This window comes from Paractinoplanes durhamensis, assembly GCF_016862175.1.
In the GTDB taxonomy this organism is placed as follows: Bacteria; Actinomycetota; Actinomycetes; order Mycobacteriales; family Micromonosporaceae; genus Actinoplanes; species Actinoplanes durhamensis.
Window position 1 is genome coordinate 1 of record NZ_BOML01000017.1, and the last position, 16,223, is coordinate 16,223.

15 protein-coding genes are annotated in these 16,223 nt (G+C 70.6%); 10 read left to right on the forward strand and 5 right to left on the reverse strand.

All coding sequences use genetic code 11. The annotated features are described in order from the left end of the window. The first annotated feature begins 143 nt into the window (after positions 1-143). Genes Adu01nite_RS09050 through Adu01nite_RS09065 form a run of 4 tightly spaced genes read left to right on the forward strand, consistent with a single transcriptional unit; the run spans position 144 to position 2,680 of the window. Entirely contained in the window at positions 144-1,307 is a 1,164-nt protein-coding gene (locus Adu01nite_RS09050) for a glycoside hydrolase family 12 protein (RefSeq protein ID WP_203726113.1), read from the forward strand. Between the two features lie 28 nt (positions 1,308-1,335). Further along, on the forward strand, positions 1,336-1,704 hold the full coding sequence (locus Adu01nite_RS09055) for an MmcQ/YjbR family DNA-binding protein (protein ID WP_203726114.1): 369 nt from the start codon (positions 1,336-1,338) through the stop codon (positions 1,702-1,704). Positions 1,705-1,745: 41 nt separating this feature from the next. Beyond that, positions 1,746-2,087, forward strand: coding sequence for a hypothetical protein (locus Adu01nite_RS09060; RefSeq protein ID WP_203726115.1), 342 nt, complete (start codon positions 1,746-1,748; stop codon positions 2,085-2,087). A 5-nt stretch (positions 2,088-2,092) separates the two neighbouring features. Continuing rightward, complete coding sequence (locus Adu01nite_RS09065) at positions 2,093-2,680, forward strand: class I SAM-dependent methyltransferase (protein WP_203726116.1); 588 nt, start codon at positions 2,093-2,095, stop codon at positions 2,678-2,680. An 8-nt stretch (positions 2,681-2,688) separates the two neighbouring features. Here Adu01nite_RS09065 and Adu01nite_RS09070 read toward each other — a convergent pair whose 3' ends face one another. Further along, positions 2,689-3,408, reverse strand: a complete 720-nt coding sequence (locus tag Adu01nite_RS09070) for a PP2C family protein-serine/threonine phosphatase (RefSeq protein ID WP_203726117.1) — start codon at positions 3,406-3,408, stop codon at positions 2,689-2,691. 146 nt (positions 3,409-3,554) lie between these two features. On the opposite strand from Adu01nite_RS09070, the gene Adu01nite_RS09075 reads away from it, so the two are divergent. Continuing rightward, complete coding sequence (locus tag Adu01nite_RS09075; protein ID WP_203726118.1) at positions 3,555-4,586, forward strand: helix-turn-helix transcriptional regulator; 1,032 nt, start codon at positions 3,555-3,557, stop codon at positions 4,584-4,586. After that, positions 4,583-7,030, forward strand: coding sequence for a Tex family protein (locus Adu01nite_RS09080; protein ID WP_239132255.1), 2,448 nt, complete (start codon positions 4,583-4,585; stop codon positions 7,028-7,030). Before Adu01nite_RS09075 ends, Adu01nite_RS09080 begins: the two co-directional genes overlap by 4 nt. Positions 7,031-7,047: 17 nt before the next feature. Here the strand turns inward: Adu01nite_RS09080 and Adu01nite_RS09090 are convergent, their stop codons facing one another. After that, positions 7,048-8,796, reverse strand: coding sequence for a serine/threonine protein kinase (locus Adu01nite_RS09090; RefSeq protein WP_203726120.1), 1,749 nt, complete (start codon positions 8,794-8,796; stop codon positions 7,048-7,050). Between the two features lie 104 nt (positions 8,797-8,900). Between Adu01nite_RS09090 and Adu01nite_RS09095 the strand changes: the two genes are divergently transcribed. Genes Adu01nite_RS09095 through Adu01nite_RS09105 form a run of 3 tightly spaced genes read left to right on the forward strand, consistent with a single transcriptional unit; the run spans position 8,901 to position 10,965 of the window. Further along, entirely contained in the window at positions 8,901-9,641 is a 741-nt protein-coding gene (locus Adu01nite_RS09095) for a nucleotidyltransferase domain-containing protein (RefSeq protein ID WP_203726121.1), read from the forward strand. Further along, positions 9,641-10,180, forward strand: coding sequence for a GNAT family N-acetyltransferase (locus Adu01nite_RS09100; protein WP_203726122.1), 540 nt, complete (start codon positions 9,641-9,643; stop codon positions 10,178-10,180). Before Adu01nite_RS09095 ends, Adu01nite_RS09100 begins: the two co-directional genes overlap by 1 nt. 23 nt (positions 10,181-10,203) lie before the next feature. Continuing rightward, positions 10,204-10,965, forward strand: coding sequence for a hypothetical protein (locus Adu01nite_RS09105; protein ID WP_203726123.1), 762 nt, complete (start codon positions 10,204-10,206; stop codon positions 10,963-10,965). On the opposite strand, the gene Adu01nite_RS09110 is transcribed toward Adu01nite_RS09105, so the two are convergent. Then, positions 10,955-11,647 carry a hypothetical protein gene (locus Adu01nite_RS09110; protein ID WP_203726124.1) on the reverse strand — a complete coding sequence of 231 codons (693 nt, stop codon included), beginning with the start codon at positions 11,645-11,647 and terminating at the stop codon, positions 10,955-10,957. The genes Adu01nite_RS09105 and Adu01nite_RS09110 overlap by 11 nt on opposite strands. Before the next feature lie 457 nt (positions 11,648-12,104). Here Adu01nite_RS09110 and Adu01nite_RS09115 point away from each other — a divergent pair, with 457 nt between their 5' ends. Beyond that, positions 12,105-12,743, forward strand: coding sequence for a hypothetical protein (locus Adu01nite_RS09115; RefSeq protein ID WP_203726125.1), 639 nt, complete (start codon positions 12,105-12,107; stop codon positions 12,741-12,743). 4 nt (positions 12,744-12,747) lie between these two features. Here the strand turns inward: Adu01nite_RS09115 and Adu01nite_RS09120 are convergent, their stop codons facing one another. Continuing rightward, positions 12,748-14,016, reverse strand: a complete 1,269-nt coding sequence (locus Adu01nite_RS09120; RefSeq protein ID WP_203726126.1) for a M48 family metallopeptidase — start codon at positions 14,014-14,016, stop codon at positions 12,748-12,750. A gap of 76 nt (positions 14,017-14,092) precedes the next feature. Further along, positions 14,093-16,198, reverse strand: a complete 2,106-nt coding sequence (gene glgB / locus Adu01nite_RS09125; RefSeq protein WP_203726166.1) for a 1,4-alpha-glucan branching protein GlgB — start codon at positions 16,196-16,198, stop codon at positions 14,093-14,095. Positions 16,199-16,223: the final 25 nt, after the last annotated feature.

Genomic DNA, 16,223 nt, shown 5'->3' on the forward strand with positions numbered 1-16,223 from the left:
CACCGCGCCTCCCCTTGCCGTGCCCTCCGGCGGGACTTAGCATTCCGGCAATAATCCATTGATGTCGGTGAAACAGTCGAAGCATTTGTCGAAGCGCTTCGACGACCGATTTCGACAAACTCGTGGGAGATCTGGAGAGGACCATGCGAAGTCGCACTCTAGGGCTGTGCCTGGCGGCCGCCACGGGGATCTCGGTCGCCGCCGTCGCCGTCGCGCTGCCGGCCTCCGCGGCCACCGGCTGCACCGTCACCTACACCGTGAGCAGCCAATGGCCGGGTGGGTTCGGGGCCAACGTGACGATCAAGAACCTCGGTGACGCGGTCACCTCGTGGAGCCTGGTCTGGTCCTTCTCGGCCGGTCAGACGGTCACCCAGGCGTGGAATACCACGCTCACCCAGAGCGGTTCGTCGGTAACCGCGAAGAATGCCGGATACAACGGTTCGATCGCCACCAACGGGACCGCATCATTCGGTTTCAACGGATCGTGGAACGGCACGAATCCGGCACCGGCATCGTTCGCGCTGAACGGCACGACGTGCACCGGCGGCGTCAGCGGCACCACCGCGCCGACCACGGCACCGACGACCGCCCCGACCACCACCTCGCCCACCACCTCGCCCACCACCTCGCCCACAACCTCGGCACCGAGCGGGGTGCCGGCCGACGCGGTGTGGGTGGCCTCCGGGCAGTGGGACTCGTGGACCAACAACGGCTACACGCTGAACAACGACGTCTGGGGCGGCAGCGCCGGGTCGCAGACGATCTGGGCGCGGACCGGCACCAACTGGGGCGTGGTCGCCAACCACCCGCGCACCAGCGGCGTCAAGTCCTACCCGCACACCGGCAAGACCCTGAACCGGTCGCTGAGTTCGCTGAGCTCGATCGCCAGCTCGTTCAACGTGACGGTCCCGGCCGACGGTGACTACGAGACGGCCTACGACATCTGGGCCAACAACAACGCGTACGAAGTGATGATCTGGACCAACCAGAAGGGTGCGGTCGGCCCGATCGCCGAGTCGTACGACTCCAACGGCGCCGTCCCGACCGCGACCAACGTGTCGGCCGGCGGCCACACCTGGAACGTCTACCGCGGCTCCAACGGCTCGAACGCGGTCTACTCGTTCATCCGCACGGCCGGCAACACCAACGCGGCCTCCGTCGACGTCCTGTCGGTGCTCAACTGGCTGCGCACCAACGGCTGGTGGGGTGACGTGACGGTCGGCGACATCCAGTTCGGCTTCGAGCTGTCCGGCACGGCCGGCCAGTCCAACTTCACCTGCAACAGCTTCTCCCTGACGTACGCGTAGGAAATTGAAGTGGCGGTAGGTTCGGCACATGACCGCCACCGAGGACGAGGTCCGCTCGGTCTGCCTGGCCCTGCCCGAGGTGACCGAGCGGCTCAGCCACGGCTCGCCGGCCTTCTTCGTGCGCGGGAAGAAGACGTTCGTGATGCTCATGGTGGACGGTCACCACGACGCCGCCTTCCCGCAGCTGTGGTGCGCGGCCGCCCCCGGCAGTCAGCAGGAGCTGATCGCCGCCGACCCGGACCGCTTCTTCCGCCCGCCCTACGTGGGCCACCGAGGCTGGCTGGGCGTCCGCCTGGACCGCGACCCGGACTGGACCGAGATCGCCGAGGTCTGCACCGACGCGTACCGGGCGATCGCGCCCGCGACGCTGGTGTCCCGGTTGGATGGGGGAGAATGAGTGAACGCGCCGCGACCGGCGGGTCACGTTAATCTGCCGGTGTGAAGCTCAAGCTGAGCAAGCGTCAGATCGTGATCATCGCGGTGGCGGCGGTGGCCGTCTTCGCCGTGGTGGTCGGCCGGGGCCGCGGCGGTGAGAGCGGTCCGGAAAGCATCGACGCGGCCGCTCACCAGGCGTGTGCCGACTTCGCCGCGGGCTACCCGAAGGCGAAATCGAAGGCGTCCCGACTGACCCTGGCCGACAAGGTGACCGCCAACTCCAGCAAGTCGGACAACGACGAGATCCGCCGGCGGGCGACCGCGATGGGCGCCGCCGCGGGCGACAGCGATCCGGAGTGGAAGACGGCCGGCGACGCGCTCGCCACCGCCTGCAAGAGCGGCTGACGGCGATGGACTACGAGGAGCTCTACCGGAGCAGGCCGCCCTGGGAGATCGGCGGCCCGCAACCGGCCCTGGAGCGCGTCCTCGACGGCGAGGTCAACGGCCCGGCGGTGCTCGACATCGGCTGCGGCAGCGGCGACCTCGCGCTCGCCCTGGCCGGTCGGGGGTTCCAGGTCACCGCGGTGGACATCTCGGCCACGGCCGTCGAACAGGCAAGAGCCAAAGCAAAGGCAACCGGCTCGACCGTACGGTTCGAGGTGCGCGACGCCGCACGCGACCCGATCCCGGGCGGCCCGTTCGACGCGATCTTCGATTCGGGGTTGCTGCACTGGCTGGTCCGCTACGACTCGGGCACCGGCGAATACCTGGCCCGGCTGCCCGACCTCGCCGCGCCCGGCGCGCGGATCTTCGTGCTCGCGGCCGCAAAAGCCCGTAATCCCGGCGGCTGGGGCGTGACCGAGGAGCTGCTGCGGGCGGGCTTCGCCGAGCCGGCCTGGACCGGCACGACGATCGAGGAGACCGAGATCGCCGCCGAGTTCGACGGCCAGGCACTGACCCTCGGCGGCTTCCTGCTGCGGAGCCGGCGCGCCTCGTAGAACAGGCCTTAGTCCTCGGTGATGTCGGCGACGATCACGGTCACGTTGTCGGGGGCGCCGTTCTCCAGGGTGCGGTGCACCAGCTCGGCCGCGGCCGTCTTGCGGTCGGGGTTGGCCAGCAGGGTCTGGGCGATCACGCTGTCCTCCACATAGTCGGACAGGCCGTCGCTGCACAGCAGGAAGCGATCACCGGGCACCACCGGCACCATCCGGCCGGCCGGGCGGAACGGGCCACCCTGCACCGCCTGGGTGACCAGCGCGCGCTGCGGGTGCCGGCGGGCGTCGTCGGGGGTCAGCACGCCCTGGTCGACCAGCGCCTGGACGTAGGTGTCGTCCTTGGTGATCTGGGTCAGCTCGCCCTCGCGCACCAGGTAGCAGCGGGAGTCGCCGACGTTCAGCGCGGCCATCCGGTCGCCGGAGAGCAGCAGCGCGGTCACCGTGGTGCCCATGCCGTCGCGGGCGTCGTCGTCGGCGACGGCGGCCTCGATGCGTTCGTTGGCGGTCTGCAGCGCGGCGATCAGATCCTGCAGCGGCTCGCCGGTGTCCGGCATCTCGTCGACCACGGCCAGCGCATGCACCAGGATGTCGCTGGCCAGCTCCCCGGCGGGGAGCCCGCCCATGCCGTCCGCGACCACGAGAAGGCGGTTTCCGACGAAAACCGAGTCCTCGTTGTTGGACCGGACCAGGCCCTGATCGGTGGCGGCGACCGCCCGGACAACAAGCGTCATGTCACAAGACTGCCAAACGCCTAGGAAGAAGTCTCTAGTACGTCCTACGTAGTGTCCGCGGAAGACGTGCTATCGCGGCACAACAGGCACAACCCTACCGCCGTCCCCGGGCCCCCGCTCGTGCGTGTGGTCCGTAGGGTGTAGTGATGATGGCGGTGCCGATGGTGGGCCGGGCGCCCGCGCTGGACGAGCTGCGCCGGGCCTGGTCCCGCGTGCGGGCCGGCCGCGGCCCGGTCACCGCGGTCGTCACCGGAGCCCCCGGAACTGGGAAAAGTACCCTCGCCGCCGCGTTGCTCGAGGTCGGGGCGGGCGCGGCCACCGTGCTCACCGGGTCGGCCCGGCTGCATTCCCCGGCGCCCTACGACTGGCTGGCGGCGGTGCTGGCCGGCCGCGACACGAGCGGCCTGGACGTCCCGCCGGACGCGCTGGCCTGGCTGAAACAGGATCCGGATGTCCCCCGGGAGCGGTACACTCCGGACGCGCTCTTGCGGATCGCGGTCACGACCGTACGCGCGCTGGTGGGTGCTCTCCCATCCGTACTCGTAGTGGAAGATCTTCATGCTCTTGACCCGGCCTCGCTGAGTCTGATCGCCGAGCTCGCCGCGACCGACCTGCCGGTTCTGCTCCTGGTGACCAGCCAGCCGCCGGAGGCGGCGCTGTCGCCGCAACTCACCACCCGCACTCTCGCCCGCCTCGGCGGAAGACCCGGGGCCGTGCGGCGCCATCTGAGCGATCTCCTCCCGGCCGAGGTCGGCGAGGTACTCCAGCATGTGTACGGGGCGGAGGTGGCCTCGCCGGAGCTGGCCGAGGCCGTGTGGCGGCGCACCGACGGCAACCCCTACCGGCTGAGCGAGCTGATCGCGGTGGAGGGGGCGGCCGTCTGCGAGATCCCGCGGCCGAGCCCGGGAGTCGATCTGACCGATATGGCCGATCTGACCGCCCGCGAGCGCGAGGTGCTGGGTCTGCTGGCCGAGGGAATGGCGAACAAACAGATAGCGCGAGTTCTCGGTATCTCGGTCCGGACGGTGACCGTGCACGTGTCGAATCTGCTGCGTAAGACGGGTGCGGCGTCGCGCACCGAGGCGGCCCTGTGGGCCCTGTCCGGTCGCCGCTCGGGTGATCATCATGTGGGGTGGCGCGACAACCACACCGTGGCTCGGTCACAATCGTCGGCGTGACGACAGCGATCCATCAGCGCATTGCCTCCGAGCTCGGGGTCCGCGAGAACCAGGTCTCCGCGGCCGTCGAGCTGCTCGACGGTGGTGCCACCGTGCCGTTCATCGCCCGCTACCGCAAGGAGGTGACCGGCACCCTCGACGACACGCAGCTGCGCACGCTCGAGGAACGGCTCGGTTATCTGCGCGAGCTGGAGGACCGGCGCGCCGCGGTGCTGGAGTCCATCCGGACCCAGGGCAAGATGACCGACGAGCTGGAGCAGTCCATCCTCGCCGCCGACTCCAAGGCGCGGCTCGAGGACATCTACCTGCCGTTCAAGCCGAAGCGGCGGACCAGGGCGCAGATCGCCCGGGAGGCCGGCCTGGAGCCGCTCGCCGACCAGCTCTTCGGCGACGCCACCCTCGACCCGCGGGCGACCGCGGCGGCATTCGTCGACGCCGAGAAGGGCGTGGCCGACGAGGCCGCCGCCCTCGACGGGGCCCGGGCGATCCTCATCGAGCGCTTCGCCGAGGACGCCGACCTCATCGGTGAGCTGCGCGAGCAGATGTGGACCCGGGGCCGGCTGGTGGCCAAGGTGCGGGACGGCAAGCAGACCGACGGCGCCAAGTTCGCCGACTACTTCGACTTCGCCGAGCCGTACGCGAAGCTGCCCTCGCACCGGATTCTCGCCATGTTCCGCGGCGAGAAGGAGGACGTCCTCGACCTCACCATGGAGCCGCACCCGGAGGAGGACGAGGGCTACTTCGAGGCCCGCATCGCCGGCCGCAACGGCATCTCCGACCAGGGCCGGGCCGGCGACAAGTGGCTCACCGACACGGTCCGCTGGGCGTGGCGCACCCGGGTGCTCATCCACCTCGGTGCCGACCTGCGGGTCCGGCTGTGGCAGGCGGCCGAGGACGAAGCGGTCCGGGTCTTCGCCGCCAACCTGCGTGACCTGCTGCTGGCCGCGCCGGCCGGCACCCGCACCACGATGGGCCTCGACCCGGGCTTCCGCACCGGCGTGAAGGTGGCGGTGGTCGACGCGACCGGCAAGGTGGTCGCGACCGACACGATCTACCCGCACGTGCCGCAGAACAAGTGGGACGAGTCGATCCACCGGCTGGCCGCGCTCGCCTCGAAGCACAACGTCGACCTGATCGCGATCGGCAACGGCACCGCCTCGCGGGAGACCGACAAGCTGGCCGGGGAGCTGATCAAGCGGCACCCCGAGGCCACGCTGACCAAGGTGATGGTCTCCGAGGCCGGCGCGTCGGTCTACTCCGCCTCCGCGTACGCCTCGCAGGAGCTGCCCGGCATGGACGTGTCGCTGCGCGGCGCGGTCTCGATCGCCCGCCGCCTGCAGGACCCGCTCGCCGAGCTGGTGAAGATCGACCCGCGCTCGATCGGTGTCGGGCAGTACCAGCACGACCTGGCCGAGTCCAAGCTGTCCAAGTCGCTCGACGCGGTGGTGGAGGACTGTGTGAACGCGGTCGGCGTGGACGTCAACACCGCGTCGGCGCCGCTGCTCACCCGGGTCTCCGGGATCGGCGCGGGCCTCGCGGAGAACATCGTGCTGCACCGCGACTCGAACGGGCCGTTCCGCACCCGCGACGACATCAAGAAGGTCGCCCGGCTCGGGCCGAAGGCGTTCGAGCAGTGCGCCGGCTTCCTCAAGATCCCGGACGGGGACAACCCGCTCGACTCGTCCGGCGTGCACCCCGAGTCCTACCCGGTGGTCCGCACCATCCTGGCCACCACCAGCGCCGACATCAAGACGGTGATCGGCAACAGCCCGCTGCTGCGGGCGCTGCGGCCGTCCGATTTCGTGACCGACACCGTCGGCCTGCCGACCGTCACCGACATCCTCAAGGAGCTGGAGAAGCCGGGCCGCGACCCGCGGCCCGAGTTCACCACCGCGACCTTCGCCGAGGGCGTCGAGAAGATCGCCCACCTCAAGCCGGGGATGATCCTGGAGGGCGTGGTCACCAACGTGGCCGCGTTCGGGGCGTTCGTCGACATCGGCGTCCACCAGGACGGCCTGGTGCACGTGTCGGCGCTGTCCAACACGTTCGTGAAGGACCCGCGCGAGGTGGTCAAGTCCGGCGACGTCGTGAAGGTCCGGGTGGTCGAGGTCGACGAGGCGCGCAAGCGGATCTCGCTGACCATGCGGCTGACCGACGAGCCGGTGCGCAAGCCGCGCGGCGAGGACGACAAGCCGGGCCAGCCCCGCCAGGGCGGACAGCCTCGCCAGGGCGGACAGCCCCGCCAGGGCGGCGGCCCCCGTCAAGGCGGTCAGGGCGGCGGTCAGCGTCAGGGTGGTGGCGGCGGCGGTCAGCGTCAAGGCGGCGGTCAGCGTCAGGGTGGCGGCGGTCAGGGCGGTCAGCGTCAGGGTGGTGGCGGGAAGCCGGCTCCGGTCAACGACGAGATGGCGGCCGCGCTGCGCCGGGCCGGCTTGATCAAGGACTAGAACGTGGTGCTGGGGGCTCAGCGCGAGCCGAGCCCCCAGATCCGCACGTTGCTGAACGCCACGTCGTAGGGGCCCTCCTCGGGCGCGCCCCGCTCGGTGTAGACGCCGAGCAGCACCCGGCCGCCGGTGATCTCCGGGTCGGCCAGCGGAACGGTGCCGACCTGCACGCCGTCCCGCAGCACGGTGGCCTGGCCGTCGAGCGCCTGGATCTCGATCGTGGTGGCCGCCTCGTTCACCCCGATCGGGATGTCGAGCGGGAACGTCCGCGTCGTAGCGACCAGCTGGTCCTTGTGCGTACCCAGATAGATGTTCTTCTCGCAGACCCGCAGCAGGTAGCCGTGCCAGGGGGCGAAACGGAACCAGATGCCGGCGCAGCTGTCCTCGGTCAGCAGCCGCACGCCGACCTCGACCCGGAAGTTGTCGGGCACGCCCTCCTCCGGGCCGGAGCAGCGGTAGACGCCCTTGGTGTCCCGGTGGGCGATCAGGCCGCCGTCGAACGTGCAGGACGCCTTCTCCGCGGGGAGCGTCTTGGGCTGCCAGAAGCGCGGGCCGGTCAGGTTGTCGTCGATCAGCAGGGTATCCACCGACGACGGGGTGGCCGAGGGCTGGATGTCGGTCGGTTGCACCGAGGCCACCGCCCGCTCACCCCGGTCCGAGCCGAGCACCGTCATCAGCGCGCCCGCCACCACGGCCAGCACCAGCGCGGCCACCGCGAACGGCAGGAACCAGCGGCGGCGCGGCTCGGGCGGCGGCGGGCCGGGCGGGGAGGTGGGCACCGCCGAGATCGGCACCGTGACGATCGAGTTCTCCTCGTAGCCGACCAAGGTCAAGCCGGTCGGGCCGGCCGGGACCCGCACCCCGGTGACGGCCTGCGCCTCGACCGCCGCCGCCCGCAGGTCCGGCTGGTCGGCCAGGGCCGCGGCGGTGGCGGCCGGCCGGGACGGGCCGGAGATCAGCAGGTCGAGCAGCTCGCGGGCGCTGGGCCGGTTGGCCGGGTCCTTCTCCAGGGCGTGGCCGACCAGGTCGCGCAGCGGACCGGACAGGCCGGACAGATCGGGCGGCTGGGTGAGGATGCGGGCCGCGGTGGCCGGCGGCGAATCGGCCGCGAACGGGGTGCGGCCGGTGCCCGCGTACGCCACCACGCCGCCCCACGCGAACACGTCGGCGGCCGGGGTGAGCGGGGCGGAGCCGTCGCCGAAGCGTTCCGGCGACATGTACGCCACGGTGCCGACCATCTGGGACGTGTCGGTGTGGCCGCTGGTCGCCTCGACGTGCCGGGCGATGCCGAAGTCGATCACCTTGGGGGAGCCGGGCGCGAGCAGCACGTTGCGCGGCTTCAGATCGCGGTGGATCACCCCGGCGCCGTGGATCGCGGTCAGCGCGGTCGCCACCCCGATCGCGACACTGTGCAGATTGGCCGCGGTGAGCGGGCCACGCTCCTCGACGACGTGCGCCAGGGTGGGGCCGTCCACGTACTCGACGACCAGGTAGGGGCTCTCGTGGTCGGGGTCGGCGTCGAGGACCTCGGCGGTGCAGAACGGCGGCACCTGCCGGGCGCGGGCGACCTCGCTGCGGAACCGGCGGCGGAACTCGTCGTCGGGCGCCAGATCGGCGCGCACCACTTTGACGGCGACCAGCACCCCGGCGGCCGAGCGGGCGAGATAGACCGTCCCCATGCCGCCCTCGCCGAGCCGGCCGACGATCTCGTAGTCGCCCAAGGCACGCGGGTCGTGCGGGCGCAGAGGCTCCGTACGCTCCCCAGACATTGTTGTGACCGTCCCCCCGAACTCAGCGCCGTCACTCTATCGGGCGGCTCTTCCGGTGCGAAGGGCAGCCGCACAAGTTGGCGCCGAACCGTCATGCTTGCTCGATGGATGAGCGCCTCGCGGTCGCGCCGGTCGTGCCCGGATTCGGCACGGCGATCCACTCGGTGGCCCGGGTGGTCGCGTTCTACGCCGGTGGTTCGATCGGGTCCGGCGACTACCGGCCCGGGATCAGCGACCTCGACCTGGTCGCGGTGGTCGAGGCGCCGCTGACCCGTTACCGCCGGGCCCGCCTCCGCGAGCTGCACCGGGTGATCGGCCCGGCCAAGCTGCACTGCGCCTACGTGCCCGCCGACGATCTCGCGGATATCGCCGCGAAGCACGTCAATTGGGCGCACGAGCAGATGTTCCGGCGGCCGCTCAGCGGCATCGCCCGCGGCGAGCTGCACCAGTTCGGGGTGACCGTGTCCGGCCCGCCGCCCGCCGAGCTGATCCCGCCGGTCTCCCGCGAGCAGCTCGCCGAGGCCGCCCGCGACGAGCTGCGCGGCTACTGGGCCGGCGCGGTCCGCCGGACCACCGTGTGGCGCACCGACCTGCACGTCGACCTCGGACTCACCACCGTCTCCCGGGCCGACGAGACGATCGCCACCGGCCGGCTGATCACCAAGCGGGAGGCGATCGACCGGCTGCCGTCGCTGGGTGTCCCCGACACGCTGGCCGACGAGATCCGGCGGCGCCGGGCCGGCGAGCGGGTCACGCTCACCGACGAGCAGATCGGCGATCGCGCGACCCTGGTCCGTCGCCTGATGCGCGACCACCTCCGGCGGTTGCTGACTATCCTCGGCTGATGCTCATCACCACGGAACGGCTGATCCTGCGGCGCTTCCGGCCGGCCGACGCGCCGGTGCTCGCCGACTACCGCTCCGACCCCGATGTCGCCCGCTACCAGTCGTGGGACGCGCCGTTCCCGCTGCTGAAGGCGGAGGCGGCGGTGGCGAGCTTCATGGAGTCCTCGCCGGACATCCCCGGCTGGTTCCAGTATGCGATCGAGCGCATCGAGGACCGCCGGCTGATCGGCGACGTGGCGGTCCGGATGCACGACAACCGGAAGCAGGCCGAGATCGGCTTCAGCCTGGCCACGGCGTACCAGAAGCAAGGTTTTGCGACCGAGGCCGTGCGGGCCGTGCTGGACCGGCTGTTCCGCCTGCAGGGCCTGCACAAGGTGACCGGGGAGTGCGACGCCCGCAACGTGGCGTCGGCCGGCCTGATGGAGCGACTCGGCTTCACCCGGGAGGGCACGCTGCGGCAGCAGACCTTCATCAAAGGCGAGTGGACCGATGACCTGATCTACGGGGTGCTCGCGACCGAATGGCTGACCGGGGAATAGACGCGGCTGGCTATCTTGAGCGCATGGCCGTCGTCGCCTCCGGAATTCTGTGCCTCGGCGTGTGCATGGTGCTGGTCACCGGCATCTTCGCCCTGATCAGCGCGAGCAATCTGCGCCTGGCCCGGCTGCTGCGCCGGACCCCGCCGACCCCGATCGGCACCTGGCCGGCCCGGCGCGGCCGGGTCACCACCGAGGCAACGGTGGAGTACGGCGCGGCCGGCCCGCAGGTCGGCCCGCTCAGCGGCAAGGAGTGCGCGTGGTACGAGATGACGCTGACCCGCGCCGACCGCAGCTCCGACACGCCCAGCCGGCACTCCGAGGCCGGCACGACCCCGGCGCCGGCCGGGCTGACCGACGGCAGCGGGTGGGTGGCGATCGACAACCGGCTCCTCACCGACCGCTTCGGCGACGCCAAGTCCTATGAGGCGCCGCCGGTCTGCGAGGTGACCACCCGCACCTACGAGCGCGGTTCCGAGCGGCCGTCGTGGGTCACCGAGAAGATGGCCAAGAGCCTCGGTTTCACCGAGACCTTCGTGATGACCGAGGTACGCCTGCCGCACGGCCTCCCGGTGTTCGCGATGGGCCGGCTGTCGAACGGCTTCGTGGGCCCGACCGGCTACGCCCGCATCATCAAGGGCACGTGGGCCGACCTGATCAAGCAGACCGAGGACGACCTGTCCTTGATGACGAAGACCATCCCGGCCTTCATCGCGATCGGCGCGATCATCGGCGTCGCCGGTTTCTTCCTGCTGCTCTACGTGACCACCGGCCACCTCACCTGGTGACCCGGGAATCGGTCAGGACGATCGTGCCGGCCGGGTCCTCGCAGCGCACCCGCAGGGTCAGCTTCTCCGCCCTGTCGATGGCCGCACTCAACGCTTTGGGGGCGGTAGGCGTGGCCCGGGTCTGCGTGGTGACCTCGGTGGTGGTCAGGGTGTTGTCGCGCTCCCGGGTGTCGGTGAGGAGGGTGACATGGGTGACCGACTGCTGGTCGGCGCCGGCCGGATAGTACGGACGGACCGTCGCGTCGAACTGCACATACCGCCCGCGGACCAGGAACGTCACGTCGGAACTCTGATCGCCGGTCTGATTGGACGGACATCGGATCGCCAGCGGGTGACTCGCGTAGCCGTCCTTACCCCGGATCTGCCGGGGCACCTCGACGAGCCGGTCGCCGCCGGCCTCCGGCGGAAGGAAGCCGTCCGCGTCGAGGAACACGCCGGCTTCGGCGACGGTCGGCCCGGAGGTGGGTGTGGTGCCGGTGGCCACGGGCTTGGCCGTCACCTGAGTCGGGCCCGGCGCCGGCGATGGGTTGCTCTGCCGGGGAATCAGCCAGGCCAGGACCGCTATCACCAGGCTGAGCCCACCGATGACGGTGCCCAGCACGGTCGCGACACCGGACCAGCGATGCCAGCGGCTGGGCGGATCGCCGGGATCGGTCGATTTCTGATGCAGCGTTGAGGTCACGGGCCCGCCTGCGAGGAGTGTTGGATCGATAGCGGCGCCACATTGTGGCTTAACAGAGAAAGATCATGTTTGACGCTGATTGACGGGTTTCGGACAGATGCTCGCGTTGGATCACACGGTACGGTGCCGGAGAAATCGCGCACAGTGATCAAATCTGCTGAGGTTCGAGCCACCTATGACCACACCCAACCCTTTCGGACAGCCACCATCAGGACCGCAGCCACCCGGGCCGCATTCGCCGGCACCGGGCCAGGGTCCGCAGCAATCACCCAATGTGTACGGCAGCAGTCGAGTCGTTCCTCCGCAGCCCGCTGCTCCAGCCCCGCCCGCATCCAAGTCGGCCGGCGGCCCGCAACCGCCACTCGCTTCCCCGTCCACCGCTCCTTCGGCACCGAAGCCGCCACCGGCGACCGGGCGGGGTGCCCGCCTTTTCACGGCCGGGGCGGCCGGGGTCGCGGTGCTTCTCGCCCTGGTTGCGGTGGCGCTCGCGTGGCGGGCCAACGGCCGTGCCGACGAGGCCTTCGACAAGGCCTCCACTCAGATCGCCGGGCAGCCGGCCACTCCGCCGCCCACTCAGGAGGCGCCCACTCAGGAGCCGGCCACCGAGCCGACGGTGGAGCCGACCACGGAGCCGGCCTCGGAGGAGACCGGTACACCGACGCTCGACGCGCAGACGAAGTACACCGTCAAGTACTCCGGCAAGTCACTGAAGATCGCCACCTCCCGGTGCGGCGAATCCACCAACATCGACCTGGACGAGCCCAGGGTCGGCGTGGAGGCCGCCAGCAGGGACTTCACGGTGAACCCGGCCTGCACGAGCAGCGGCGCCAGCATCACGCTCAACGGCGGCGTGGACGGCAGCCTGGCTGGCTCGCCCCAGGTGAAGCCGGTCGAATGCAACGAACTGATCCAGCTCAGCCCTCTGCCGCAAGGAAACAAGGCGATCCGCACCGGCCAGGTCTATTGCATCAATACCTCGCGGGACGCGGCCCGGGTCACCGCGAACACCTGGAAGATGGTCGTGCTCGAGGTGACCGCGATCGCGCAGGACGGCACCGTCACCTTCAAGGCGTCGGCCTGGGACATTCCGTTGTAACCCGTCACTCGGTGACGTGGCGCAGCATCGTGCGGTGCAGGGCCTCGGCGTAGGGGCCGATCTCCTTCTCCAAGGCCGCCGCCTGCTCCTCGTCGAGCAACACGGCGGCGTCGGACGGGGGCTGGGCGGCCAGCCACTGGTGCCGGCGGCCGGCGGGCGGGTGCGAGGCGAACAGCGTGGCGTGGGTGCGGATCGAGAGCTGGCGCCAGGCCGGGGCGGTTTCGATCTCGCGCTCGCGGACCGCGCGCAGCATGCGGCGCCACGTGGCCGCGGCCTCGCCCTTCGGGACGTAGTGCTGCACGTAGCCGGTCAGGGTGGGCAGCATCGCCAGCACGTCCATCGTCTCCAGGGCGGTCGCGCTTCCGGCGACCCTGGCCGCGGCGGCGTCGGCCCGCAGTTCCACGGTCCGGTCGTCCTGGGCGCCGAGCACGTTCACGCCGACGTGGGCGGCGAAGAGCAGCCATGAGATCGAGCCGCCGATCACCTGCCAGAGGAACAGGGCGATGGTGGCCGGCGGGTTCAGGCCGAGCTCCCAGGCCGAGATCCGCGGCGGCCGGACCAGGCGGGACAACCGGCCGAAGGTGTAGCGGGCGGGCGAGGTCAGGGTGCCGCGCCGGACGTCGGCGTACTTCAGGTGGCCCAGCTCGTGGCCGAGGACGGCGACCAGTTGGGCCGGGGTCAGCACCAGCAGCAATGGCACGCCGATGGTGAGGACCCGCAGCGGACGCGGCCCGACCGTGGTCACGCCCGCGTTCCAGGCGAAGTCGAAGAGCAGGACGTCGGGCTTCGGCGCGTCCAACTCGGCGGCGATCCGGTCGATCAGGGTGTGGATGGCCGGCGCGTTGGTGATCTCGACCCGGTACGAGTTCTTGAGCAGGCGCTTGAGCCGGGTGAAGCGCGGCCGGATCAGGACCGCCAGGAACAGCAGGACCAGGCCGAGGACGATCGGGAAGAACGGTCCGCCGAGGATGATCAGGACGAGGCCACCGGCGATCAGGGCCAGCATCGCCATCATCACCGCCGAGGAGAGGGCCACCAGGAAGCGGTGGTTGCGGCTCAGCACCGGGGCGGCCGTCTCGGCCAGCAGCCGATGTGAGCGAAAGCCGGCCTCGTGGTCGGAGCGGGACATCCGCCGCCAGAACCAGCTGTCGTGCGGGTTCTCGGCGAAGTGGTCGAGGTTCCACTCGCACGCGCCGCACCACGGCTCCGCCTCGGGCAGCCGGGTCAGCGCGGTGGCACAGGTGGGGCAGCGGTCGCCCTCGATCGTCGGCACGGCGGAGATGATGCGGCACGGACAGCAAACGGCGCGACCCCGGTTCGGCCGAACCGGGATCGCGCCGACAAAACGACTACTGCTGGTAGCGCAGCCAGACCGCGCCGAGCGGGGGGATGCGCAGCGAGACCGAGGCGTTGAAGCCGTGCCACGGGATCTCCTCGGCCGTCACCTCGCCCAGGTTGCCGACGCCGGAGCCGCCGTACAGCTCGCTGTCGGTGTTGACCACCTCTTGCCACTTTCCGGTGCGGGGGAGGCCGATGCGGTAGCCCTCGTGCGGGACCGCGGCGAAGTTGACGATGCAGGCCAGGGCGTCGCCGTTGGGCGCGAAGCGTACGAAGGAGAAGGTGTTGTGTTGTGAGTCCTCGCTGGTGATCCAGCGGAAGCCGGACGGGCTGGTGTCCTGCGTCCAGATCGCCGGGGTCTCCTTGTAGACCCGGTTGAGGTCCTTGACCAGGCCCTTCACGCCGCCGAAGGCCGGGTTTTCGAGCAGGCCCCAGTCCAGGCCGCGCTCCTCGGACCACTCCCGCATGTCGCCCATCTCGCTGCCCATGAACAGCAGCTGCTTGCCGGTGAACGCCCACATGAAGCCGAGCAGCGCGCGGGTGTTGGCCAGCTTCTGCCACTCGTCGCCGGGCATCTTGCCGGCCAGCGAACCCTTGCCGTGCACGACCTCGTCGTGGCTGATCGGCAGGATGTAGTTCTCGCTCCAGGCGTAGACCGTGGCGAAGGTCATCTGGTGGTGGTGCCACTGCCGGTAGATCGGCTCCTTCTCCATGTAGGACAGGGTGTCGTTCATCCAGCCCATGTTCCACTTGAAGCCGAAGCCCAGGCCGCCGAGGTGGGTCGGGCGGGTGACGCCCGGCCACGCCGTCGACTCCTCGGCGATGGTGACCACGCCGGGGTTGTTCTTGTAGACGGTCGCGTTCATCTCCTGCAGGAAGCTGATCGCGTCCAGGTTCTCCCGGCCGCCGTATTGATTAGGCGTCCACTCCCCGTCCTTCCGGGAGTAGTCCAGGTAGAGCATCGAGGCCACGGCGTCGACCCGCAGGCCGTCGGCGTGGAACTCCTCGCACCAGTAGACGGCGTTGGCGACCAGGAAGTTGCGCACCTCCTTGCGGCCGAAGTCGAAGACGTACGTACCCCAATCGGGGTGTTCGCCCCGGCGCCAGTCGCCGTGCTCGTAGAGCGGGGTGCCGTCGAAGCGCGCGAGGGCCCACTCGTCCTTCGGGAAGTGCGCGGGCACCCAGTCGAGGATGACGCCGATGCCGGCCTGGTGCAGCTTGTCGACCAGGTAGCGGAACTCGTCGGGGTTGCCGAAGCGGGAGGTGGGGGCGAAGTAGCCGGTGACCTGGTAGCCCCAGGAACCGCCGAACGGGTGCTCCATCACCGGCATCAGCTCGACGTGCGTGAAGCCGGTCTCGACCACGTAGTCGACCAGCTGCTCGGCCAGCTCCACGTAGGAGAGGCCGGGCCGCCACGAACCCAGGTGCACCTCGTAGGCGCTCATCGGCTCCTGGTGCCACTGCTTGGTGGCCCGCTCGGCCAGCCAGTCGGAGTCCTGCCAGTCGTACGTCGACTCCCACACCACCGACGCGGTGGCCGGCGGGATCTCGGTGTGCTGGGCCAGCGGGTCGGCGTGCTCGCGCCACGCGCCGTCCCGGCCGAGGATCTTGAACTTGTAACGGTTGCCGACCTGCGCGCCGGGGATGTAGAGCTCCCAGACGCCGCTGCTGCCCAGCGACCGCATCGGCCATCCGTCGTACGGGCCCCAGCCGGCGAAGTCGCCGACCACCTGGACGCCGCGGGCGGCCGGCGCCCACACCGCGAACGCGACGCCGGTGCCGCGCGGCTGGGCGCCGAGCACCCGCCACAGCTTCTCGTGCCGGCCCTCGCCGATCAGGTGCAGGTCGAGCTCGCCCAGCGTGGGCAGGTGACGGTACGGGTCGTCGAACTCGGTGCCGTCCACGTCGAGGCGGTAGTCGAGGACCGTGCCGGGCACCTCGGCGGCGAAGATGCCGGCATCGTGGATCTTGGTCATGTCGGCCCGCTCGCCGCCGTAGACGACCGTCACCTTCTCGGCGCCCTTGCGCAGGGTGCGGATCACGGTGTGATCGCCGCTGGGGTGCGCGCCGAGGACGGCGTGCGGGTCGTGCGTCTCACCGGCCGCCACGCCGTTCATGGCGCGCTGGTCGGCGGCGAGCGAG

Excerpts from the sequence above, each read along its gene's own strand:
- Adu01nite_RS09050 (WP_203726113.1), top strand. The coding sequence starts at position 144 with ATGCGAAGTCGCACTCTAGGGCTGTGCCTGGCGGCCGCCACGGGGATC.
- Adu01nite_RS09055 (WP_203726114.1), top strand. The coding sequence starts at position 1,336 with ATGACCGCCACCGAGGACGAGGTCCGCTCGGTCTGCCTGGCCCTGCCC.
- Adu01nite_RS09065 (WP_203726116.1), top strand. The coding sequence starts at position 2,093 with ATGGACTACGAGGAGCTCTACCGGAGCAGGCCGCCCTGGGAGATCGGC.
- Adu01nite_RS09070 (WP_203726117.1), bottom strand. The coding sequence starts at position 3,408 with ATGACGCTTGTTGTCCGGGCGGTCGCCGCCACCGATCAGGGCCTGGTC.
- Adu01nite_RS09075 (WP_203726118.1), top strand. The coding sequence starts at position 3,555 with ATGATGGCGGTGCCGATGGTGGGCCGGGCGCCCGCGCTGGACGAGCTG.
- Adu01nite_RS09090 (WP_203726120.1), bottom strand. The coding sequence starts at position 8,796 with ATGTCTGGGGAGCGTACGGAGCCTCTGCGCCCGCACGACCCGCGTGCC.
- Adu01nite_RS09095 (WP_203726121.1), top strand. The coding sequence starts at position 8,901 with ATGGATGAGCGCCTCGCGGTCGCGCCGGTCGTGCCCGGATTCGGCACG.
- Adu01nite_RS09100 (WP_203726122.1), top strand. The coding sequence starts at position 9,641 with ATGCTCATCACCACGGAACGGCTGATCCTGCGGCGCTTCCGGCCGGCC.
- Adu01nite_RS09105 (WP_203726123.1), top strand. The coding sequence starts at position 10,204 with ATGGCCGTCGTCGCCTCCGGAATTCTGTGCCTCGGCGTGTGCATGGTG.
- glgB (WP_203726166.1), bottom strand. The coding sequence starts at position 16,198 with ATGAACGGCGTGGCGGCCGGTGAGACGCACGACCCGCACGCCGTCCTC.